Annotated in this window: 18 protein-coding genes; 11 read left to right on the forward strand and 7 right to left on the reverse strand. The window is 40.2% G+C overall.

Translation table 11 applies throughout. From position 1 onward, the window contains the following. Positions 1–169 precede the first annotated feature (169 nt). The 7 genes from purN to rodA all read left to right on the forward strand — a co-directional run bounded on the left by purN (position 170) and on the right by rodA (position 8,370). Positions 170–748 carry a phosphoribosylglycinamide formyltransferase gene (gene purN, locus AC07YT_RS07860; RefSeq protein ID WP_086545127.1) on the forward strand — a complete coding sequence of 193 codons (579 nt, stop codon included), beginning with the start codon at positions 170–172 and terminating at the stop codon, positions 746–748. A gap of 171 nt (positions 749–919) precedes the next feature. After that, positions 920–2,446 (forward strand): bifunctional phosphoribosylaminoimidazolecarboxamide formyltransferase/IMP cyclohydrolase, encoded by a 1,527-nt coding sequence (purH, locus tag AC07YT_RS07865; protein WP_086545126.1) that lies wholly within the window; start codon positions 920–922, stop codon positions 2,444–2,446. Positions 2,447–2,647: 201 nt separating this feature from the next. Continuing rightward, positions 2,648–3,670, forward strand: a complete 1,023-nt coding sequence (locus AC07YT_RS07870; protein ID WP_010601761.1) for a rod shape-determining protein — start codon at positions 2,648–2,650, stop codon at positions 3,668–3,670. Between the two features lie 79 nt (positions 3,671–3,749). Beyond that, the gene (gene mreC, locus AC07YT_RS07875; RefSeq protein WP_086545125.1) at positions 3,750–4,589 is read left to right on the forward strand and encodes a rod shape-determining protein MreC; all 840 of its coding nucleotides are present in this window, start codon (positions 3,750–3,752) and stop codon (positions 4,587–4,589) included. After that, a complete protein-coding gene (locus tag AC07YT_RS07880) occupies positions 4,582–5,097 on the forward strand; it encodes a rod shape-determining protein MreD (protein ID WP_086545124.1) in 516 nt (171 codons plus the stop codon). Before mreC ends, AC07YT_RS07880 begins: the two co-directional genes overlap by 8 nt. Next, a complete protein-coding gene (gene mrdA, locus AC07YT_RS07885; RefSeq protein WP_086545123.1) occupies positions 5,097–7,106 on the forward strand; it encodes a penicillin-binding protein 2 in 2,010 nt (669 codons plus the stop codon). Before AC07YT_RS07880 ends, mrdA begins: the two co-directional genes overlap by 1 nt. A 1-nt stretch (position 7,107) precedes the next feature. Next, complete coding sequence (gene rodA, locus AC07YT_RS07890) at positions 7,108–8,370, forward strand: rod shape-determining protein RodA (protein WP_086545122.1); 1,263 nt, start codon at positions 7,108–7,110, stop codon at positions 8,368–8,370. Between the two features lie 352 nt (positions 8,371–8,722). Here the strand turns inward: rodA and AC07YT_RS07895 are convergent, their stop codons facing one another. Continuing rightward, positions 8,723–9,913 carry a DUF8457 domain-containing protein gene (locus tag AC07YT_RS07895; protein WP_086545121.1) on the reverse strand — a complete coding sequence of 397 codons (1,191 nt, stop codon included), beginning with the start codon at positions 9,911–9,913 and terminating at the stop codon, positions 8,723–8,725. Positions 9,914–10,036: 123 nt separating this feature from the next. On the opposite strand from AC07YT_RS07895, the gene AC07YT_RS07900 reads away from it, so the two are divergent. From AC07YT_RS07900 to AC07YT_RS07915, 4 genes are all read left to right on the forward strand, one after another. Beyond that, entirely contained in the window at positions 10,037–10,618 is a 582-nt protein-coding gene (locus tag AC07YT_RS07900; protein WP_051691820.1) for a thymidine kinase, read from the forward strand. A gap of 48 nt (positions 10,619–10,666) precedes the next feature. Further along, positions 10,667–11,272, forward strand: a complete 606-nt coding sequence (locus AC07YT_RS07905) for a Crp/Fnr family transcriptional regulator (protein WP_086545120.1) — start codon at positions 10,667–10,669, stop codon at positions 11,270–11,272. A gap of 75 nt (positions 11,273–11,347) precedes the next feature. Further along, the gene (locus AC07YT_RS07910; protein ID WP_086545119.1) at positions 11,348–12,280 is read left to right on the forward strand and encodes an NAD-dependent epimerase/dehydratase family protein; all 933 of its coding nucleotides are present in this window, start codon (positions 11,348–11,350) and stop codon (positions 12,278–12,280) included. Positions 12,281–12,327: 47 nt separating this feature from the next. Next, on the forward strand, positions 12,328–13,137 hold the full coding sequence (locus AC07YT_RS07915; protein ID WP_086549246.1) for an SDR family oxidoreductase: 810 nt from the start codon (positions 12,328–12,330) through the stop codon (positions 13,135–13,137). A 135-nt stretch (positions 13,138–13,272) separates the two neighbouring features. On the opposite strand, the gene AC07YT_RS07920 is transcribed toward AC07YT_RS07915, so the two are convergent. The 6 genes from AC07YT_RS07920 to rhaT all read right to left on the reverse strand — a co-directional run bounded on the left by AC07YT_RS07920 (position 13,273) and on the right by rhaT (position 24,074). Beyond that, on the reverse strand, positions 13,273–16,659 hold the full coding sequence (locus AC07YT_RS07920) for a DEAD/DEAH box helicase (protein ID WP_086545118.1): 3,387 nt from the start codon (positions 16,657–16,659) through the stop codon (positions 13,273–13,275). A gap of 190 nt (positions 16,660–16,849) precedes the next feature. After that, complete coding sequence (locus AC07YT_RS07925) at positions 16,850–17,881, reverse strand: GntR family transcriptional regulator (RefSeq protein WP_086545117.1); 1,032 nt, start codon at positions 17,879–17,881, stop codon at positions 16,850–16,852. A gap of 42 nt (positions 17,882–17,923) precedes the next feature. Beyond that, positions 17,924–19,309 (reverse strand): FGGY-family carbohydrate kinase, encoded by a 1,386-nt coding sequence (locus AC07YT_RS07930; RefSeq protein ID WP_086545116.1) that lies wholly within the window; start codon positions 19,307–19,309, stop codon positions 17,924–17,926. A gap of 14 nt (positions 19,310–19,323) precedes the next feature. Next, positions 19,324–20,604, reverse strand: coding sequence for a sugar isomerase (locus tag AC07YT_RS07935; protein WP_086545115.1), 1,281 nt, complete (start codon positions 20,602–20,604; stop codon positions 19,324–19,326). Between the two features lie 227 nt (positions 20,605–20,831). Next, positions 20,832–22,952, reverse strand: a complete 2,121-nt coding sequence (locus tag AC07YT_RS07940; RefSeq protein WP_086545114.1) for a bifunctional aldolase/short-chain dehydrogenase — start codon at positions 22,950–22,952, stop codon at positions 20,832–20,834. 27 nt (positions 22,953–22,979) lie between these two features. Next, positions 22,980–24,074 (reverse strand): L-rhamnose/proton symporter RhaT, encoded by a 1,095-nt coding sequence (gene rhaT / locus AC07YT_RS07945; RefSeq protein ID WP_086545113.1) that lies wholly within the window; start codon positions 24,072–24,074, stop codon positions 22,980–22,982. Positions 24,075–24,326 lie beyond the last annotated feature (252 nt).

Below are 24,326 nucleotides of genomic sequence, written 5' to 3' on the forward strand. Positions count from 1 at the left end.
TTACAAAACACTTTCAACTTTTTTTTCATTAAAATTGAACCCCCATTTCCGAACTGCAAAAATACGTTAAAATTATTCATTAATAATACTTTAACTTAATTGAATAAAATTTCTTTTCGATTAAGAAAACAGGCTTAAAAATACTATTTTTGGGCAAAACGATTTTTGAGTGAAAAAACGAATAGCCATCTTTGCATCAGGTTCTGGCTCCAATGCCCAAAAACTGATGGAGCATTTTAAACGGAGTAATGAAATAGAAATAGCTTTGGTATTGACCAACAACGCCGATGCCTATGTATTACAAAGAGCTGATAATTTCGAAATACCCACTCATATTTTCGACAAGAACGAGTTCTACAAAACGGATGAAGTGGTAGACCTGCTTAAAAACCTGGAGATCGATTTCATTGTACTGGCAGGTTTTCTTTGGTTAATACCTAAAAGCCTAATCCACGCTTACCCGGGCAGAATTGTAAACATCCACCCTGCAATCCTTCCAAAATTTGGAGGAAAAGGAATGTATGGCGACCATGTGCATCTCGCGGTAATGGCTGCAGGCGAAACAGAAGGCGGCATCACCATTCATTATGTTAACGAAAACTACGATGAAGGCGAATACATCTATCAGGCGCGTTACAGAATCGACAAAAACGACAACCTGGAAATGGTCAAGTTTAAGGGCCAGCAGCTCGAGCACCAGCACTATCCGCGTGTGGTAGAAACCATTGTAAAAAAAATCAGCAAATAAATTACACCTACAACTGATTAATAAGGCTTTTTAAATCCACTTTAAAACAGCGAAGCTGGCAAATGGATCTGCCTTATTATATATAGTAGAATAAAATTTAATATTGATCGGTAAATCTCATTAAAAAACAATCCTGTTTTACTACCTTTGCGGCTCAAAATTTTCAGTAGAATGAGTCAATCCATTAAAATCAAAAACGCTTTAATCTCAGTATATTATAAAGATGGTTTGGAGCCATTGGTAAAATTGTTAGCCGCACAAGGGGTGCAGTTATTTTCTACCGGTGGAACAGAACAATTCATCAAAGATTTAAATCTTCCGGTAACAGCGGTTGAAGATTTAACCGGTTATCCATCTATTTTAGGCGGACGTGTTAAAACTTTACACCCAAAAGTATTTGGCGGAATTTTAAACCGTAGAGCATTAGCTGGCGACCAGGAGCAGATTGCTGAATATGAAATCCCTGAAATTGATTTGGTTATTGTTGACTTATATCCATTTGAAGAAACCGTAAAAGCAGGCGGAACACCAGAAGAAATTATCGAGAAAATCGATATCGGTGGTATTTCCTTAATCCGTGCCGCTGCGAAAAACTTTAACGATGTCGTAATTATCGCATCAAAAAACGACTACCCTACTTTACAAGCCCAATTAGAAGCACAAAATGGCGAAACGACTTTAGCACAACGTAAATCGTTCGCTAAAACAGCTTTCCATACTTCTTCTCACTACGATACTGCAATTTTTAATTATTTCAATACAGAAGAGCCTCTTGATGTTTTCAAACAAAGTGTAACGGAAGCTAAAACTTTACGCTATGGCGAAAATCCTCATCAGGGTGGTGTATTTTATGGCGATTTAGATGCCATGTTTACCAAATTAAACGGTAAAGAATTATCATACAACAACCTGGTTGATGTGGACGCTGCTGTTGCTTTGATTGACGAATTTGAAGATCCAACTTTTGCGATTTTAAAACATACAAATGCTTGTGGTATTGCTTCGCGCCCTACTGTTAAACAAGCCTGGATTGATGCATTGGCCTGCGATCCTGTTTCTGCTTTTGGTGGTGTATTGATTACCAATGTTGCGGTAGACTTAGAAACGGCTCAGGAAATCAACAACCTCTTTTTTGAAGTTTTAATTGCCCCATCTTACCAGGCAGAAGCAATTGAGTTATTCAGCAAAAAGAAAAACCGCGTTATTTTACAACGCAACGAAGTTGAATTGAGCAAAAAACAATTTAAAACATTATTAAACGGTGTAATTGAGCAGGATAAAGATTTAATTATCGAAGGTCCGGAGCAAATGACAACCGTTACCGATAAAGCACCTACTGCACAAGAACTAAAAGACCTATTCTTTGCCAATAAAATTGTAAAACATACTAAATCGAACACCATTGTGTTGGTTAAGGATGATGTTTTAATTGCAAGTGGTGTTGGTCAAACTTCGCGTGTTGATGCCTTAAGACAAGCGATTGAAAAAGCAGCGGCTTTCGGATTCAGCGTTAAAGGTGCTGCAATGGCTTCTGATGCTTTCTTTCCTTTCCCTGATTGTGTTGAAATTGCTGCCGAAGCCGGAATTTCAGCTGTTCTGCAACCAGGCGGATCGATTAAAGATGCTGATTCAGTTGCAAAAGCAAACGAAAAAGGTATTGCAATGGTAACCACAGGGGTAAGACACTTTAAACACTAGTTATTCAAGTAGAAGGTTGAGGGCTTAAAGGTAAAAAGGTTTACATCTGACCCTAAAATTATTAGTTTTATTTTGTTAATATTTTAATTGCCTTAAAAACAATTTAATAACTGAAGAAAATAAAACTTAAAACAATAAAAAAGCTATTTTTACATTAGGAATAGTATAGATTTGATAAAATAAAGAAAACATACCTTATACATGGGATTATTTAACTGGTTTACGCAAGAAGTTGCCATCGATTTAGGCACTGCGAATACCCTGATTATACATAACGATAAAGTAGTTGTAGATGAACCATCTATCGTTGCTTTTGATCGTACTACAAACAAAGTCATTGCTATAGGTCGTCAGGCAATGCAAATGGAGGGTAAAACCCACGATAATATTAAAACCGTTCGCCCATTAAAAGATGGTGTAATTGCCGATTTCAACGCTGCTGAGGCGATGATTAAAGGGATGATCCGCATGCTTAATGGCGGTAAAGGCTGGATGTTCCCTTCTTTACGTATGGTAATCTGTATTCCATCGGGTATTACTGAAGTAGAAAAACGTGCGGTGCGCGATTCTGCCGAAATTGCCGGTGCAAAAGAAGTATACTTAATCCACGAACCAATGGCAGCTGCCGTAGGTATCGGGATTGATGTAGAAGAGCCAATGGGTAATATGATTATCGATATCGGTGGTGGTACTACTGAAATTGCGGTTATCGCTTTATCAGGTATCGTTTGCGATCAATCGATCCGCGTTGCGGGAGATAACTTCGACTCTGATATTGTAAACTACATCCGCCGTCAACACAACATCATGATTGGCGACCGTACGGCTGAAAAAATCAAAATTGAAGTAGGTGCTGCTTTGCCTGAATTACAGGATGCTCCTGCTGATTTCGCGGTTCAAGGTCGCGATTTAATGACCGGTGTACCCAAACAAATTACTGTTTCCTATACCGAAATTGCACATTGTTTAGATAAGTCGATCTCTAAAATTGAAGAAGCGATTTTAAAAGCTTTAGAGATTACCCCTCCGGAACTTTCGGCTGATATTTACCAGACTGGTATTTATTTAACCGGTGGTGGTGCATTGTTGAGAGGTTTAGATAAGCGTGTAGCGGCTAAAACAAAATTACCTGTTCACGTTGCAGAAGATCCGCTTCGTGCGGTAGTTCGTGGAACTGGCATCGCCCTTAAAAACATTGGCGGATATAAATTCTTAATGCAATAACCCACAGAAAATGGAAGATGTAAGATGGATGAGGTATTAATCCATTTTACATTTCCCATCTTCCATTTTACATCAAAATATGCGTAACCTTTGGATTTTCATCAGCAGATACAACGCATTTTTCTTATTTATCATCTTTTTTATCGTTGGGATTTACCTAACGGTGAAAAACAATTCCTATCAGCGTAGTGTAACCTTAAACTCAAGCAATGAGGTAGTGGGTACTGCATACGAAAGGTTAAATGTTTTTAAACGATATTTAAACCTGGGTATGGTTAACGATAGCCTTGCTGCAGAAAACGCTAAGCTTAAAAGCCAGTTACTGGCATTAACAACGGTAGATACGGCCAAAGATGTTAAAGTGATCGATACGGTTACCAACCAACAATATACGTACCTGGCGGCCAAAGTGATAAAAAATTCTATTACGTTGCGCAATAACATCATCACCATTAACAAAGGTTCTTTGGATGGGATTAAAAAAGACATGGCTGTAATTGCCCCACAAAGGGGGGTTGTCGGTCTTGTCCGTGATGTTTCTGAACATCTGGCCACGATTCAATCCCTGCTGCATAAAGATGCCCGCATTAGTGTGGTATTAAAGAAAAACAATGCATTAGGGTCCCTGGTATGGGGCGATGGAAATTTCGACATCAAAAAGGCGTTTATTAAAGGCGTGCCTAACCACATTAAAATGTTCGCTGGCGATACAGTGGTCACTTCTGGGTTTTCCGCATTTCCTGCAGGCATCTTAGTAGGCCGGATTACCAAACCCAATGTGGCAACCAACGATAATTTCTTATCGGGAGAATTGAATTTATTTACAGATTTTAGCACATTGCAATATGTATATGTGGTTAAAGATAAAAAAGCTGAAGAGCAAAAAGCTTTAGAAAGCATCGCTAAACCGAATGAATAGTAGAATCATTATTTTAAATGTCATCAGGTGGTTTTTACTACTTTTTGTGCAGATATTCCTGCTCAAGAATATGGGCTTCTATGATCTTTCTACGCCATTCATTTACGTATTATTTTTACTCCTGCTGCCCTTCGGCATGCCCAACATCCTGTTGTATTTACTGGCTTTTGGAACAGGTTTAACGCTTGATGCTTTTTACGATACCATGGGCGTACACGCTACAGCCTGTGTGGTATTGGCTTTTGTAAGAATTTCTTTTATTTCAATAAGTTTAAACCGCGACGCAATTGATGACCCCGAACCATCGTTAAGTTATATGGGTTTTCAATGGTTTTCACTTTATGCTTTTCTTTGCGTTGTTGCACACCACCTGGTGCTGTTCTTTTTAGAAACATTTAGGCTAACCGAAATTGGTTATACCTTAATGAGATGCGGCTTAAGTTGTATCTTTACACTGCTTATTATTTTATTGGTAGAGTTTATATTCTATAGAAGAACACCACGCTAATGGATCAATTATTTAACCGAAAATATATCGTTCAAGGATTATTTATTGTAATCGCCCTGATTTTATTAGGGAAGTTATTTTATATCCAGATTATTAGCGATGCAGCTTTCGTTTCTGCAGAAAGTAACGTTTTAAGAAAAATATACAAGTACCCTGCCCGTGGTGCCATTCTAGACAGGAATATGAAGGTGATTGTACAGAATGAACCTGTATACGACCTCATGGTTACGCCAAACGAAGTAAAACCTTTTGATACCCTCGCGCTTGCTCAGGCTTTGGACATTACTTTTGAGGATGTCCGGAAAAACCTAAAAAAAGCAAGGGGAAAATCGAGTTATCAGGCTACCCCTTTCCTTAAACAGATTTCGGTGCAAAGTTATGCCCGTTTACAGGAGACACTTTACCGTTTCCCTGGATTTAGAACACAGGACAGAACCATCAGGCATTATCCCGATAGCGTTGGCGGACAGTTATTTGGTTATGTAAAAGAAGTAAGTCCCGTTGATATTGAAAAATCTGAAGGCTTTTATAAACCTGGCGATTATAAGGGCAAAAGTGGTTTAGAGTTTTCTTATGAAGAAACTTTAAGAGGCGAAAAGGGCGTAATTAATACGGTATACGATGCGCACAACACCCCACAGGGAAGTTATGCCGATGGTAAATATGATGTTAACGCGGTTTCTGGAGAAAGGTTGATCTCAGGGATTGATATGCGGATTCAAAAACTTGGTGAAGAGCTGATGATGAATAAGGTTGGTGCAATTGTAGCGATCGAACCTGCTTCGGGAGAAATTCTTTCACTGGTCAGCAGCCCGGGGTATGATCCAAATCTTTTGGTCGGTAGAAACCAGGGGAACAACTACATGGAATTTATTGTGGGTAATCCATATCGTCCTTCTTTAGTAAGGCCAATAATGGGTTACTATCCCCCAGGATCTTCTTTTAAACCCGTTGATGCGCTAATCGGATTGCAGGAGGGTGTAATCGATCCCAACACCACATTCTTTTGTCCACACTATTATCAGGCTGGAAACAGGAAAATTAAATGCGAACACTTTGATGGTTCCATTTCGCTGAGAAGGGGTATTGCCCGTTCCTGCAATACTTATTTTTGTTATGTTTTTCAAAAGTTAATCACCAAAAACGGGATGAAAAACCAAAGACAAACTTATCAGGAATGGCGCGATAAAGTAGCTAAATTTGGTTTCGGATCAAAACTGGACATCGATATGCCTTATGAAAGAAAGGGCTATTTTTATACCGCAGATCATTACGATAAAGTTTATGGTAAAAGATGGGGTTATACCAACGTCATCTCGCAGGCTATTGGCCAGGGTGAAATTACTGCTACTCCATTGCAGATGGCAAATGCTATGGCAATTATTGCCAACCGTGGTTACTACATCAAACCGCACTTAATTAAAGGTATCGGCGATAAAAACCTGGTTAAAAAAGAATATGTGGTTAAAAATTATGTAGGTGTAGATGCCAGACATTTTGAGCCGGTAATTGATGGTATGCAGGATGCGGTAAACACCAGCTGGGGAACCGCCATACTCTCACGAATTCCGGATGTGGTACTCTGCGGAAAAACAGGAACGGTACAAAATCCACATGGCAAAAACCACTCCGTATTCATAGGTTTTGCCCCAAGGGATAATCCGAAAATTGCCATCGCTGTAATTGTAGAAAATGCAGGTTATGGCAGTACTTATGCCGCACCAATTGCCAGTTACATGATCGAAAAATACCTGAAAGGTAGTGTAAGTGGTGGAAGAGCCGCTCAGGTAGAATGGATGAAAAATCAAAACCTGCTTCCTTTATTGATCGACAAAACCAAAAAAATCAAATTAACGAAAGCCGATAGTTTGTTGCTTAAAAAAGCAGATTCTACCAAGCGGATAAAAGATAGTTTGAGAATTAAATCGGCAACCATAAAACAAACGGTTACCACAAAGCCCAAAGAATTAAAATCAGTAATCATCGATAAACCTGTAATCCAGAAATAAAATGCAGCAGCAACAGGGAAACCGTTTTTTCTTTAATGTAGATTGGATTACTGTTTTAATCTATATCGCTTTATGCGCTATTGGTTTTGTCAACATTTATGCTTCCGTTCCACCCGAGCAAACTGCCGTGTTTGGTTTTAGCACGCTTTACGGCAAGCAGTTAATTTATATCATCACCGGTTTAATTTTAGGCTTATCGATCTTATTATTTGATGGTAGGCTTTTCAATGTCTTCTCGCCCTTTATTTATGGCGGTACATTGCTCTTATTGATGGCCGTATTGCTGATCGGAAATAAAGTAGCCGGAAACCAGGCATGGATTGCCATAGGCTCTTTTAAACTTCAACCGGCCGAATTTGCCAAGTTCGGCACGGCATTGCTTCTGGCAAGGTATGTTGGGGCATTTAACCCCAAATTCCGTGATATTAAATCAATCATGATTGCGGGATTAATCGTTGGTGCACCACTATTGTTAATCATGCTTCAGCCCGATACGGGTTCGGCATTGGTGTTTCTTGCATTTATGTTCCCGTTATACCGCGAGGGCTTATCAGGATACTTTCTATTGATATTTTTGGGAATGATTGTGCTCTTTATTGCCGATTTCTTAGTACCAACCTATATCTTAATCATCATTATTACCACCATTGCCGGCCTCTTTATTTACAATAACAGAAGGAAACAAAAAATAATCTTCTCTACGGTATTGGTAACCGTTTTCGCTATTGGCTATCTGTTTTTAATCAAAATTGCCTACGAAAAAGTTTTAGCACCCCACCAACGCAGCCGTATCGAATTAATGTTAGGGCTTAAAACCGATAATAAAGGTGCGGGTTATAATGTAATTCAATCGCAGATTGCCATAGGCTCGGGCCAGGGAACCGGTCGTGGATTTTTACAGGGTACGCAAACTAAATATGGTTATGTACCAGAGCAAAGCACCGACTTTATCTTCTCTACCATTGGTGAAGAATGGGGATTTATGGGCTGTTCGGTGGTGATAGGTTTATACATGTTCCTGCTACTCCGATTGGTTAATTTGGCAGAAAGGCAGCGATCTACCTTCTCCAGGGTGTATGGCTATAGCGTAGCCTGTATCCTCTTTTTTCATGTGTTTATTAATATCGGCATGACCATTGGCATTATTCCGGTAATCGGAATCCCCCTGCCCTTAATTAGTTATGGTGGCTCTTCACTTTGGAGTTTTACCATCTTACTGTTTATCTTCTTAAAGCTGGATTCTAACCGGATGGGATTTATTTAGTCCTCAGTCGAAAGTCTTTAGTCTGGAGTCGATATATCAAAAGAGACGCATCATCCTGAATAGATTTTTCAAAGGCATTACAAATGCTAATCTCGTACGTAGATATATCAAAAGAGACGCGTCATCCTGAATAGATTTTTCAAAGGCATTACAAATGCTAATCTCGTGCATCCTCGTTACAAACGAGGACGATAATGGCTTTAAGATTCCCGCCTGCGCGGGAATGACGCCTCAATGGGCAATAGCATGATGGATACTGACCTGTAGCGAAGCGGAAAGCTACGCAGTAAAACAAGTTCCGTATGACGATGCGCAGTGTAACGCCAGCCGCAAGTCGCCTTACGCCATGCGCCTACTTACTAAACCTACGGTTCAATAACTCGTAAAACTGATCGACAGTGGCTTGTTTGTTAGCCCAGTTATTTTTAGCGGCATAATTATTCTGCAGGTAGCTATCTGCGGCTTCGAAGCTGCTCATTTTATTGATGATATCAATAACTTCCGAATAAGCCAGATTATAGCCATTAAAAAGATCTTTAATAAAAAGTAACTTTTCATTTAAACTAATTGCCTGTTTTAAATCGGCAATAGGTGCTTTTACAGGCTCATCGCTTTTTCCATTTGTTTTGGCCAGCAAATCGTTTAAACTTGGCGCAGGTTTAGCCGCTTCAGGCTGTGGAGCAGGTTTTACCGGAACAGCTTCTGGTCTAAACAAAGGGCGTTCCTGTTCAACAGGTGGCGAAATAATGGGATCATCCAGTTTCACATCTTTCAGTGCCTCAATAGGCTCACTTGGCACAGCAACCGGTTCCACTTCTTTAACAACTGCAACAGGTTCTTCTTCGGCAATTACTAAAGGTTCTTCCTCTTCTTCCTGCGGAATTAAGAAAGGCTCCGGGCCAATTTCATCTTCTTCAGTCGGCAGCACCTCTTCCTGAACAGATAAAGCATCTTCTTTTTCGTGAATTATCTTTTTACGCGCTAAAATTTCTGCTTCTTCTTTGCTTAAGGGGCGATCGAAAATTTCTTCAACAGATTTTGCTTCGTAATCAAACTGATCGTTTTCATCGTGTTTGCCGAGTACAAATTCAAAAGTATGGTCATCCTGGTCGGGTTTAAAGAAATCTTTATTCAAAAGCGAAGCCGCTTTTTCTTCTTCAATAATTTCATCATCCAGCACTTCCTGCTCTGGCTTTACATCCACTCGTTCTTCCTCTTCCTGGGCGGTAGCTACTTCTTCCAGTTCCTGTGGATCAAAACACTCATCGTCCTCCACATAACTTTTTTCAGCTTCAGGCAATATAATGGTATTTTGTTCGGCCAGCAAAGCATGGTTTCCTGGTTCAGCCGGTTTATCTTCGGTTATGGTGTTTAATTTTTTGACGATATTAACATGATCGGAAAGGAAATGGGCATTAGCCAGAAAAAGCTCCAGCTCCAAATCGTTTAATTGCTGAGGGTTTTGAGCTAAAAACTGATATTGCTCATTTAATTCTGTTAAAATGCTGCCGATCTTTCTGAAAATATCTTGTTGGTTCATCATAAAATTAAAACGAATTTTTAGTCGATTTATGTTGGTAACTATGTGTTCAAAAATAACACATAATTCTCATATTTGTTCGGTTTAAAAATTATAGCACGGACATAGGGGAATAAAAAAACAGGCATGTTATTTAGCGAACAAAATTTTAGAAGAAGGGGCGAATTTTCGGGAAGTATAGAAGTGGTATGTGGCTCTATGTTTTCGGGTAAAACGGAAGAACTGATCCGCAGGTTAAAAAGAGCCCAGATTGCTAAACTGAATGTCGAAATTTTTAAACCGCGTACCGATACCCGTTACCACGAAACTGCTGTGGTATCGCACGATTTAAACTCGATAAACTCTACCCCTGTGGATAGTGCTTCGGCCATTTTATTACTCGGCACCAATACGCAGGTGGTGGGCATAGATGAAGCGCAGTTTTTTGACGATGAACTTCCTGATGTTTGCAATAAACTGGCCCTTAAAGGTATACGTGTGATTGTTGCAGGCCTGGATATGGATTTCACGGGCAAACCCTTTGGCCCTATGCCTGCATTAATGGCCATTGCCGAACATGTTACCAAAGTAAATGCGGTTTGTGTTTGCTGTGGAAACCCTGCCCTTTACAGTTACCGGACCGTTGCCGATGAAGCCACCGTTTTACTGGGCGAAAAGGAAAGTTATGAGCCACGTTGCAGGGCTTGCTATAATCTGGGCAAAGGATAACACCATTCTTGATTAATCTGTATCTTTAAGCCGGATTTAATTATTGGTATGGATAAACAATTTAAAATCAATGCTTTTAGAACCGGTTTAGCTCAATTTGTAACCTTCGAAGAAAGTGAATGGGAAATCTTAAGTCAGTACCTGAGTTTTTCTACCTTAAAGAAGAAGGATCATTTTGTAGTGGAAGGAAAAGTATGCGATTATATTGGCTTTATTATCCAGGGTGCGGTTAGGCATTATCATGTTAAAGACGGACAAGAAATTACGGGTTATTTTTGTTTTGAAAACGAGCTGGTAAGTGCCTATAAAAGCTTTGTAAAAAGAATACCCAGTACAAATTTTATTCAGGCCTTAGAAGAAACTGAACTCGTTCTTATTGCTTACGCCGATCTTCAGAAAATGTTGAACCATCCCATGTTGGCACTTAAAATGGAAAGGTTTGGCCGTCTGGTTGCAGAATATTACATCTGCTGTTATGAAGACCGCGTTACCGCCTTTGTTACCCAAAGCCCTGAAGAGCGATATACCACACTTGAAAAAACGGCAAAAGATATTTTCCAGCGTGTTCCACAGCACTTTATCGCCAATTTTTTAGGCATCACCCCTGTCTCGCTCTCGCGTATCCGTAAACGCACACTCATTTTAAAGGATTAAATTCAAACCTTATCTTTTGTTAACGTTTTCACGGTTCCATGGCGCATAACTTTGAACTAATCAAAAAACAAAGATATGCATACTATACTTGGCGCCGGCGGACCAACAGCAAACGCACTGACCAGAGAATTAAGCAATACGAACGAAACCATTAGATTGGTTAGCCGAAAACCAATTTCTACAAGCAACCCAAATGCAAGCTGGGTTAAGGCCGATTTATTAAATGAAGCTGAACTTTTCGCAGCGGCCGAAGGTTCGAAAGTTATATACCTTTGCGCCGGTTTGACTTACGATGCCGAAATATGGCAACAACAGTGGCCGGTTATTATTCAAAATGTAATTAACTTAACTAAACGTACCGGCGCAAGGCTAATATTTTTCGATAATGTTTACATGTATGGGCTGGTAAATGGCCCAATGACAGAAAATACGCCTTACCAGCCATGTAGTTTAAAGGGAAAAGTAAGAGCAAAAATAGCCGAACAATTAATGAATGAAAGTAAAGCGGGTAAAATAAATGTAACCATTGCCCGCGCAGCAGATTTTTACGGAGCAGAGTCGATGAACAGCTTTTTTGATATGATGGTACTCGATAAGTTTGCCAAAAACAATAAAGCTCAATGGATAGGAGACCCAAATACACTACACAGTTTTACTTACGTTGAAGATGCGGGGAAAGCTTTATATCTATTAGGACAAACACCCGATTCTGGCAACCAGATATGGCACTTACCTACTGCGGCTCCTTTAAAAGGGAAAGTTTTTATAGAAATGGCGGCAAAGATTTATGAAACCAAGCCTCAATACATGATCATTAATAAACTGATGCTACGCCTGGTAGGTCTATTTAAAAAGGTAGTTGCCGGCACGGTAGAAATGTATTACCAGTACGATCATGATTACCATTTCGATTCTACAAAATTTGAAAAAGCATTTAACTTCAAACCCACAGCGTATTATGATGGTATTTTAAAGCTATCGAAAACCATGTATAAAAAGCAGAATTGACAATAATCGGCGTAAATTATAAAGCCAACTATTTATCTTTAGGGCAAATGATTTCAGATAATACAACGCATAAAACCATATCTATTCTAGGCTGTGGTTGGTTCGGGTTGGCTTTAGCCAAAAAACTGATCGGGTTAAATTACACCGTTAACGGTTCTACCACAAGCCAGGAGAAGTTAGTGATACTGCAGGCCGAAAATATCCAGCCGTTTTTAGTCAACTTTACGACTGAAACGATTGTAGCTGATCCAGTTTTTTTTGAGGCGGACACCTTATTTATCTGCATTCCACCAAAGCGAAATTCAACTGAACTCCATGATTATCCCAAAAAGATCCATTCAATTTTGGCTGCAGTGAAAGATAAATCGAAACAGGTGGTGTTGATCAGTTCGACGAGTGTTTATGCTGATAAAAATAAGATCGTAAATGAAACCAGCGAAACCCATCCCGATACTGATTCAGGAAGAGTCGTTTTAGCCGCAGAAATTTTATTTAAGGAGCTGTTTCCTGAAAAGAGCACCGTGATCCGCTTTGCAGGTTTGATTGGTCCTGACCGCAATCCGGGGAGATTCTTTGCAGGAAAAAGTAATGTTCCGAATGGTTTAGCACCAGTAAACTTAATTCACCAGACAGATGCCGTTGGAATTGCAGTTAAACTTTTAGAAAAACAGGCATTCGGCCGAACCTACAATGCCTGCTCGCCAAACCATCCTGCAAAAATGGAATTTTATGTCAACGCGGCTAAAAGCACAGGGCTTGCAACACCTGAATTTATCGCGGAAAAGAAAGATTGGAAAATTGTAGAGAGTTTGCATGTACCTGAATTTTTGGGGTATGAGTTTGAGGTGAGGATTTAGAAATCTAAACCCAATTCGTCACCCTGAACCGAGCCTTAGCGAGCTCACCGAAGGTAATTTATTTCAGGGTCTATAACACCATTTTAATTAAGCCGAATATCCTTCGACAGGCTCAGGATGACAATATGGATAAATTTAACTCAACAACCCCAACAACTCTTTTTTGGTTAAATTTTTGAATAAACTTCCATCCGTTTGGATCAGATCCTTAACCAAATCCTTTTTGGTGGCCTGAAGCTTCATAATTTTCTCCTCGATCGTATCAGGGCAGATTAAACGTACAGCCATCACATTTTTATGCTGACCAATACGATATGCCCGATCTATGGCCTGGTTTTCTACCGCGGGGTTCCACCATGGGTCGACCAGGTAAACATAATCGGCTTCGGTAAGGTTCAATCCGGTTCCACCGGCCTTTAAACTGATCAGAAAAACAGGAATATCAGCATTTTGTTGAAAAGAGCTAACCACTTCTGCCCTTTTACGGGTTTGCCCGGTAAGGTATTCGTATTTAATGCCTCGGCTTTCCAATTGTTTTTTAATCAGATCGAGCATGGTTACAAACTGAGAAAAAACGAGGATTTTATGGTTGCCAGCCTTACTTTCAATCTGCTCCATCAGCACATCAATTTTTGAGGAAGCCTGTAAATATGATTTTCCATCGGCCAATAATGCGGCCGAATTACAGATTTGCCGTAAGGTGGTAATGCTTTTCAGCACATGCATCGAGCTTTTAGGTAGCTCATCTTCCTGTTTACCCAGAATAAAATCCTGGATTTCCTTTTTATTGGCCTCGTACACTTCGCGCTGCTCCGTTCCCATTTCGCAATACAGTACAATTTCTGTTTTATCGGGAAGTTCTTTCGCCACCTGTTCTTTCGTTCTGCGGAGAATAAACGGCCTGATTTTTTGCTGAAGCTCTTCTGCCCTTCTACTATCCTTAAACTGATCAATCGGGGTTGAATATAAATCGGCAAACTGCTGTTTACTGCCAAATAAGCCCGGACAAGCGAACGACAACTGCCCGTATAAATCAAAAGTATTGTTCTCAATAGGCGTTCCCGTCATGGTTACTTTATTTCTCGATTGCAGCATCCTTACCGCTTTATAACGTTGCGAATCCGGGTTTTTGATCAACTGCGATTCATCCAAAAAGATATAGTTAAAGCGATAATCTTTCAAAAAACGGATATCAGAAAGCAGTGTTCCGTAAGAGGTTAAAATGATTTCGTAATCATCGAAAGTGTCAGTCGTTTTGGTCCTTTCGCCGGCATAAATGGTTTTTACCTTTATGGAAGGTGCAAATTTATCTACTTCGGCCTTCCAGTTAAAGATTAATGAAGCCGGAACCACCACCAGATTGGTATTGTATTTTACTTTTTCGCGCTGTGATAAAATGAAAGCCAAAACCTGAATGGTTTTACCCAATCCCATATCATCTGCCAGGCAGGAACCGAAATTAAAATCATCCAAAAAGTTGAGCCAGTTTAAACCATCCTTTTGGTAATGGCGTAAAGTGGCGGTTAAACCTTTTGGTACTTCAACCTCCTGGATTGAGTCTGTACCTTCGAATTTCTGCTTATATAGTTTCAACTCGTTTTTTACATCCCCATCCAATAATGCATCTTCATAAAGTTCATTGATGGAAGCAAATTTAATTTTTGGCGTAAGAATGGCCTCTTCGGTAACTTCTCCCGCATTAAAATAAGCAGCAAATTTTTCGATCCATTCGTGTGGCAGTATGCCCTGTGTTCCGTCATCAAGTGTCACAAACTTACTTTTGTTCCTGATCGATTTATGTAAATGTTTTAGCGCAACCTGCTGCTTGCCAAACTTCACTTTTACTTTGGTTTCGAACCAATCTGTTCCACTTAAAACCTCGATATTAATTTTAGCCTGAAATTCACTTAATTTATTGTTTTTGAGCTGGTTGAAACCTAAAATATGTATGCCTTTATTCCGCCATGCTTCAAAAGCTTCGAGGAACCAGGCTTCTTCCAGAAAGCGTTTACGATGCAGGTAAAAAGAATCGTTGGTTTCCTGATCGTAGAAAAAAGGATGCTGTTTCAGCACATTTCCGATAAACTGCAGCTCGGCATTTTCGTCGCGGTGTAAGGTAAAGAGATTACCCAGTTTATCCTGCGCCTGGATTTGCTTTTTAGACAGCACAGGTATTTCTAAATTCCCATAGCGCATTACCGGTGTAAGGAGAATATAATCTTCAGATTCTGACAGATAAATCAATTGCTCATTTTCGAGATCGAAACCTTTTTCTTCAATCTGGCTTTTGGTAGCAGGCTTTAAGTAAGAATAATCGACATGGATACTGCCTTCTAGCGGCACCAAAATAACTTTTTGAAATTCGGGGTATTTTGTTTTGTGCAGGATTAACCGGTTGCTCTGTTTTTTGAAAAACCCGATTACGCGTAGAAAATCGAGTCTGCCAATTAAATACAGCTGATCTTTAAGTTTAACAAAATACTGGTGTACCAACACCAGGTTATCCAGTTCGTATGATTTCCCTTCGATGATCAACCGACCTGTAATCTCATAATAATCATCGCGTTGGTTTACAGAAAGACGCAGGTCTACTTCCAGCAAGTGCACATCAACGGCTGTAATGGTTGAGGCCTGAATAGCGGCAGACTGTTTACTGTCCTGCAGGTAAAAAGGAATCTGTAGCGGATTTTTAACGATCGCCTTCAAGGCCTCTATCTCCGCTTCGCTTTGATCGTTATTGTAATTCTGTTGAAAAGTGGTGATACCGCTATAAAACTTGAGCAGATCATTATCGTTGGTTTTAAAAAGCAGATCTGCAGGATTAATGCCTTTTACCGGGTTTTTAACTTTGCCGCTTTTAGTCGTTTCGGCCTCAAATAATTCTACCGTTAAATTGTTGTAATAACGGTGTTGTCCAAAAACCAGGATCATTTTACCCCGATCGTTTTTGGCCTGTACTTTTGTATTACCTTTAGTTGCCGGCAATAAAAGTTCCTGTAAATTTTGTTGAGCTTCTTTATGGAATGGCTGGAGGGCATCCATTTTAGGGCGGATATCTAACTGGCCGTTTTCGTAGCGGAGATTAAACAGCAAATCAAGATTCGCTTCTTTTTCCAATCCGTAATCGATTGCAATTTTACTAAGCTTTTGCTTCCGCAGGTTACTATCGAAAAATATGAGCAGATCCTGACGCTGAAGGATATTATACAAAACCCTTGCCTGGTGTTCGCAGAGTTTATGTTTCGGTGTGGTACAACGGCAAGAAAGCTTTACTGAATTATCGTTTTGCTGTACCTGAACAATCGGAAAAGGTAAGCCAGAAGCTTCATCGCTAAAGGCCGCAAAATCGATTTCAATCTGCTCTGGAAAAAGCTGATAAAAGCCTTTAACATCAGTATGAATGAGTCCGCTTAAATGTTTAAGGATAACAATCTGGCTAAGATTTTTCAGGTTAAAATCCTTTAAAATATAATCGTAAGGATTATGCTCTGATACCTGATGTGCGGTTACCTGTTCACTCATTTAAAAGAAAATAGCTAAGTGATAAAAGTAATCATTAATAAGTTTTGGCTAAAACTCCTTTTTAGGTTTTTATGCACAATTAATCAAGAGAATCGTCATTTCGAGCGGAGTGCAACGCAGCCGAGAAATCTGTCTCGATAGATCTCTCCATTTCGCCACGCTTCAGTCGAGATGACGAACTAACAGCGTACTAAAGTGATTTACGCAAATTCAAATAAAAAGGCACTGCTACCTTCTCGGTTTTTCCATTGAGAATAAACTCTGCCGCCTGGGCACCTAATTCGCTAAAATCAGTCGAGATTGTTGTAATCCCATCTAAAATAATCCTTTTTAAAGGCGTTTCGTTATAAGAAATTACGCCAACATCTTTCCCGATTTTAAGTTTTTGGGCAATCAATCGTTCAATGAGTGTTACCAGGTCATCTTCCATCAGGTTAATGTACACCTCACCCGGATTAATTTCTTCATCTTTGATATTGTGGATTACTTTATGGTCGAAAGCATATTGCTGGCAGAACCGGTAAAAACCAGTGAGTATTTCGTGCGGAAAATAACTGTTTTTTGGAAAGATAATTTTCAGCGTGCGGTAATGCGAAAGTCGGTCTAAAGCCTGTTCTAAAGCGGCGTAAATATCCTGCGCAAAGTTTTCGTAAGCCGCAGCATAATCACCTGTTACCCCCGGCAGCAATTTATCAAGGATCACCAGTTTTTCTTTAGGGATGGTATTGATAATTTCGTGCGCATTTTCGCCCCCTTCCAAAAAATGTGGGATAATCACAAAGTGCGAATAATCATCACGTTTGGCCACGATCATTTTTTTAAACAGCGCAAAGTCGTTATTGTAAATATAAAAATCGATTGCGGCACGCTCTCCTAAGGTTTTGGTGAAGGAATCGTAAATGATCTTTTTGTGTGTACTGAGCTTATTAAAAAGCAGGCAAACCTTGAGTTTGCGCGAGAAATCGGTATTAATAATAAAATAACCCTTGCCCGGTACAGAATCAACCACCCCGAGTTTCCGGAGGTTGCGGTAACCTTTTTCGGCAGTATCCCTCGACATTTCCAGACTGAAACTCAGCTCGTTTATCGAAGGCAACAAGCTATTTTTCAGAAGCTTACCACTTTCAATTGCAGCCAAAATGGCGTTGGTTAACTGCTTGTATTTCGGCGTCGACGAATACTCATCGACGTTGAGATAGGGGATTAAATCTTCTGGTTTCAAAATGGTTGTATTGATATAGGAAATTCTAATATACGGAAATTCCTAAAGTTCTATTGTACGTTGTATGGCAGAATAGTATTTTAACTGGATCATATCCGTTGGTGCAGGGTTTTCATTCCAGGCATCATTTATGGCCAAAGCTGTGCCTATGGCCGTAGCCTGCGAAACCGAAGAGGCGTAAACTTCAATATCTGGAATAGAGGTAGCCAACAAGTGCATGTAAATTGCATTTTTGCCAAAACCGCCATCTACAAAAATCCTTTTCACGCCAGTGTTCAGGATCAGCTTTAACGAATAAATCTGCTGTTTGATCAAATCAAAAATCAATTGATGATAGGCTTCCTCTGCTGTTTGAAAGAGATTTAAATCACGCTCCGGAAAGGCAGAACTTGCTGAAAAACCCTGTTGTTCTTGTCGGTTTTCAGGAATTTTATTCGCCAGTTTCAAAATCATTGAAGGGTTAAACTTCAAATGTTTAAACAGATAGGCCGCACGATCGAAATGTTCGGCAATGCGTTTTAGCTGCACCTCGTGTTCGTAACCTGCAAAAATACGTGAAGCTTTAACCGCTTTGCCCTTAAAATGCATGTAACACAGGCAATCTTGTTTAAGTTCTTCGGCCGTTAAAGGTTCCTGGTTAAAAGGATTTAAACTAATGCACCAGGTTCCGGTTGAGATGAGTACAAATGGCGTATTAAAATTGGCCAGATAGGGAATCAATGCGGCTGAACTATCGTGCAGGCCAACACCAACTTTTACACTACTGCCTTCGAAATTAGTTTTCAGGCTGGAATCGGCAGGGGTAAATGTGCCAAATTTCTCATCGATTTTTTCGGTTTTAACCCAGTTGTGGTATTCACTTTTGTTGAAATCCCAAAGCTGGGTATGGCACCCGATACTGGTAATATCGGCAACTGCCTTACCCGTGATCAGATAACTTAAATATTGAGGGAGGTGTAAAGCCCACTTCACTTTTTTAAATATTTCTGGCTTTTCGTTCTTCAGGCGATACAATTGCATACCCGAATTTAAACTACCCAAAATTGGTGAGGCGGTTTCTAACGAAATCTTCTCCTCACCGCCATATTCTGCATAAAAGGCTTTTTTAAGCGCCTCAGGATATTCTTTTAAATAATTATAAAGCGGTGTAAGCGGATTGCCATTTTCATCCAGATAAACAAAACTGGCCCCATAAGTAGAGAAATTAATGGCCCTGACATCGAACTCTTTCAACTGCAAAACCTGATGCAGGGAATCGTAAACTGATGAACGCAGGCTTTCGAGATTTTCGCATGGTTCGCCATCTTCATCAACTGTTTCAACAAAACGTGCAGACCGCTCGTAAACGATACTGTAGTTTTCGTCAATCAGAAACAGTTTTTTATTCGTTTTCCCAACATCAAATATGGCAATAACAGGTTTTGGCATTTCTATTTCTCTATTTACAAACCTGTGGCAACAGTATTTCCGCGGTGATTAACTAATTGATTTCTAACTTCTAAACCACGGTATAAGGCGATTGGTGATAAGGCTGCTCCAGCTCTTAACCTGGCTTCGGCGACTAAAGCCCTTAAATCGCTACGGAAAGTATGTTGTAAAATTTCCTGCGCTTTGGCTACATCGTTGTTATTTTGTGCTTCGTTTAATGCTTTTCTATCCACCAGTAATGCCTGTGCATAGGCGATCATAATCGCTTCTACCGATTGTAATAAATCCTCTAGCGGATCTTTCACATTGTGCGAAGCATCGATCATCCAGCCTAAATCTTTTGCATGGTTCATTCCTTTTGCATCCATACCTTCTACCAGTTCATTAAAAATCAAAAACAATTGGTAAGGTTTAATGCTTCCGGCGGTTAAATCATCATCTCCGTATTTAGAATCGTTGAAGTGGAAACCACCCAATTTTCCTTCCATTAACAATAAAGCCACAATCTGCTCGATATTTGCATTAGGCAGATGGTGCCCCAAATCGACCAAAGTATAGGCTTTTTTACCCAGTTTACTTGCGTACAACAATGATTGTCCCCAATCGCCAACCGTAGTTGAATAAAAGTTAGGTTCGAAGGCTTTGTATTCGACAAACATTTTCCAATCTTCCGGCAGGGCTGAATAAATCTCCTGAAGGCTTTCTAAAGTATTTTCGAAGGCTTTACGGAAATTAAGCTGACCAGGGAAACAAGAACCATCGGCAAGCCAAACGGTTAAGGCATCAGATCCCAATGCAATACCATGTTTAATTACTTCGATATTATGTTCAATCGCTTGCTTGCGGATATCTTTATTTACATTCTGCAAAGAACCAAATTTATAACTGTGTGCAGCACCTTTCTGATCCTGAAAAGTATTTGAGTTCATGGCATCGAACTTTAAACCATAGCCAGCGGCCAGCGTTTTTAAAGCTTCTGCATTTTGAGGGATATCCCAGGGAATGTGAAGCGAAATGGCACCACTTGCACCATTAAGGGCATGAAGTAAACCTACATCTTCAATTTTTTCTTCAATGGTACGCGGTTCGCCGCCGGTAATGGCAAAACGGCCAAAACGTGTTCCGCCGGTACCCAATGCCCAGCTTGGAATGGCAATCTGAAAATCGACCAGTTTCTGGATTACGCTTTCCAGATCAACGTGTGCCCAATCTTCCTTTAAGAAAGAAAGTTTGCGCTGATGCGAGGTTAAAAGGGAGTCGTTATGCTTTTCTATTTGGTTCTGCTCGATATTCATGAGAATATTTGGTTTTTCTTAGGTTAATCATTTTGGCGACACAATCGCCATCCACTTCCATCCTCTTCACAAAGAGAATGATTATTTTTTTAAAAGTTATTCCCAGCCTGTGGGGACACAAGCCTAGGGAATAACGCACTAAAACTATTTTTAATCTCCGTGGTCTGTGTCTTCACAGCGCACCAATCGTCATATCGGTCTGTGCGGGCACCAGCCACGGATTTATATTATCTTACAAATGCCATGGCTACACCGCCATCAACATTTAAGACATTTCCGGTTGATTTGTGCAGCAAGCCACCAACAAAGGCGAAACAGGCATTGGCAATATCATCCGGTAGTATAATCTGATTTAACAAAGTACGTTTTGCATAATAAGCCGGTAGCTCTGCAACGGTAATACCATAGGCTTTTGCACGGCCTTCGGCCCAACCGCCAGCCCAGATATTGCTATCGCTGATCACCGCGTCCGGGTTAACCACATTTACGCGGATGTTATCGGCACCCAATTCGGCTGCGTTTAACCTGCTTAAATGTAACTGAGCTGCTTTTGCACTGCCATAACCAGCATTATTTGGTCCGCTTACCAAGGCGTTCTTACTTACAATATTAATGATATCGCCTCCAATATCCTGCTTTTGCATCGTATTTGTTGCAGCCTGGGTAATAAAGAACTGGCCTTTTACCAAAACATCATATAACAAATCCCAATCCTTTTCAGTATGATCGGCAATGGTTTTAGAAATCGATAGGCCGGCATTGTTTACAATAATATCTACCCCGCCAAAAGCCAAAGCAGCCGAATCGAAAGCTTGTTTAATATCTTCTTCGCTGGTTACATTTAAAACTGCCGTGCTGTAAGAATCCTTACCGAACAGACCTGCGAATTCTTTAGCTGCTTCTTCTAAACGCTCGGCATTCATATCGTTTAAGATGACCACACCGCCCTCAGCAACAAACTTTTTAGCAATCGCTTTACCAATTCCACCGGCACTACCCGTAATCAACGCAATTTTACCGGTTAAAGGTTTTGGCTTAGGCATACGCTGTAATTTTGCTTCTTCCAACAACCAATATTCGATATTAAAAGCTTCCTGATGTGGCAATGAAGTATATGCTGAAACCGCCTCAGCACCTTTCATCACATTAATGGCATTGATATAGAATTCTGCCGCAACCCTGGCGGTTTGTTTATCTTTAGAGAAAGTAAACATTCCTATTCCGGGATACAGAATAACAACCGGGTTGGTATCGCGAATGGCCGGACTGTTTGGATGTTTACAGGCTTCATAATAAGCGGTATACATTGCCCTGTACGCTTCAAAAGCAGGCTCCAATGTTTCTTTTAGCGCTTTAACATCCGATAAGTCGGCATCGCTGGTTAAAGTTAAAACCAGCGGACTGATTTTAGTTCTTAAAAAGTGATCGGGACAACTGGTTCCCATTGGGGCCAGGCGATCCAAATCATTAGAATTGATGAATTCCAGCACACGCGCATCATCAGTAAAATGACCGATCATGTGTTGTTTAGAAGAGCATAAACCACGCAAAACAGGTGCTAAAGCAGCCGCTTGTTTTTTACGTTGATCTGCAGCAGCACTTTCAATTTTTTGTCCACCAAAAACAGGACCTTTTTTACCATAATTCTGGTTGAGGTAATCCGAACAGATTTCGATTACTTCTAAGGTATTCAGGTAACTTTCGTAGGCCGTATCTCCCCAGGTAAACAAACCGTGTGAGCCTAACATAATACCGCGGATGCCTGGATTTTCATCCAAACATTGCTTTAACTGCAAGCCCAGCTCGAAACCTGGTTTTTTCCATTCTACCCAGCCAATTGTGCCGCCAAATAATTCTTCCGTAATTTTTTTACCGTCTTTAGCCGCAGCGATGGCAATGGCTGCATCCGGATGCAAGTGATCAATATGCGCAAACGGTAAAAAACCATGCAAAGGCGTATCGATTGATGGTGCCTTAGAGCTCAAATCGAAAATGCAGTGGTTAAACAATTCAACCATTTCATCCTCATGTTCTACCCCACGGTAAATATTTTTCAAACTACGTAAACGATCAACATATAATGCTGCAAGGCCGCTTTTCTTTAAAGTGCCTAAATCGCCACCTGAGCCTTTTACCCACATGACTTCGGTTTCTAAACCGGTAAGCGGATCCTTTTCCAATACTTTACACGAGGTATTTCCACCTCCATAATTGGTTAAGCGTAAATCTGCACCCAATAAATTAGAGCGATAAATCAAAAGGGCAACTTCATCTCCAGCCAGTTTTGCGGCTTCCTCTTCATCCCACAGATAGCTTACGTGCTTATAACTTTTCGTATCGATTGACATTCTTATATTCTATTTAAATTTTTATTATTATCCTTTTATTCTATTACCATAACCCACAATGAGTACCGAAATGATGATGGTTAAAATACCCGCCAACACAGTAATCAAAGTTTTTCTGGATACCCCTTTCCACTCTTTTAATACCAGTCCCCATACGTTGGCAATGAGGATGATAAAGGCCATATGCAGAATCCACGAACTGGCGCCATTACCCATTTTACTTTCGCCCATACCGTAGAAAAAGAACTGTAAAAACCAGGTGGTACCTGCCAGTGCAGAAAAAATATAGTTTTTTAATAGCGGTTTTGCCGCGTTTGTATAATCACCAAATGTTTTGTTTCGCGCATTTAATACCATACACCAGATAAAGTTGGTGGTTAAACCTCCCCAAAGCACAATTACATAAGTAACGTTGTTCTGGAACAAGAAATTACCCGGTTCAGCAGGATTTGCTGCTTTCCAGATCGCGTTAGCTGCATCGGCCATTGGTTTCCCGGCTTCGATGCCGAAATTGAAACAGGCACTTAAAACACCCGATACAATACCCACAAATAAACCGAGTCCAAACTTATATTCTGTTTTTACCTCCATGCCGTGCGGATCGGTAATACCGGTTTTCATTTCCTTCTCTTTCATCATACCTGCCTTACCGCAGATGATAATACCCACAACGCAGACTAAAAGCCCCAGCAATACCATGCGACCCCAATCGGTATGTAGAAACATGGTAAAAGTATCTTTACCTGCCTGAGGGAAAAAATCGAAGTAGATAGATGGCAGGATGGAACCCAGAACCATGCAAAGCCCTAAAATGATACTACTCCCTAACGATACGCCCAGATAACGAACGCCCAATCCATAGGTTAAGCCGCCGATACCCCAAAGCACACCAAAAAAATAGGTTAGCCATAAAATACTACCGTTTGTACTGGTGATAATTGCCGTAAAATTCGGGATGGTTAAAAAAGCAGCAAGTGGTGGAACGATTAACCAGGAGAAGATTCCCCCAACAATCCAGTAACTTTCCCAGGCCCAGCCTTTAACTTTTTTGTAAGGGATATAAAAACTTCCGGAGGCAAACCCGCCGAAGAAATGAAAAATTACGCCTAAAATTGCTTGCATGCTCTATTAATAATATTTGGTTGCTCTAAAATAGAATATACAGTAATTTTAACTGTTATGCACTGTTATGGATGAGAAATAATATGAGCGATGGAAGATGTAAGATGTATAATGGAAGATGGAATTGGTAAGTCGGGAGACGGAGATTAGAAGTTATCAGGTATAAAAACAGATATCCGTTCTTTTCCGTAGTTTTAGATGTTACCATCTGACACTTATTAAGCTCTTAAAGTTCTAATTATCTAGTTCAGG

This window comes from Pedobacter sp. GW460-11-11-14-TSB4 (assembly GCF_059423705.1).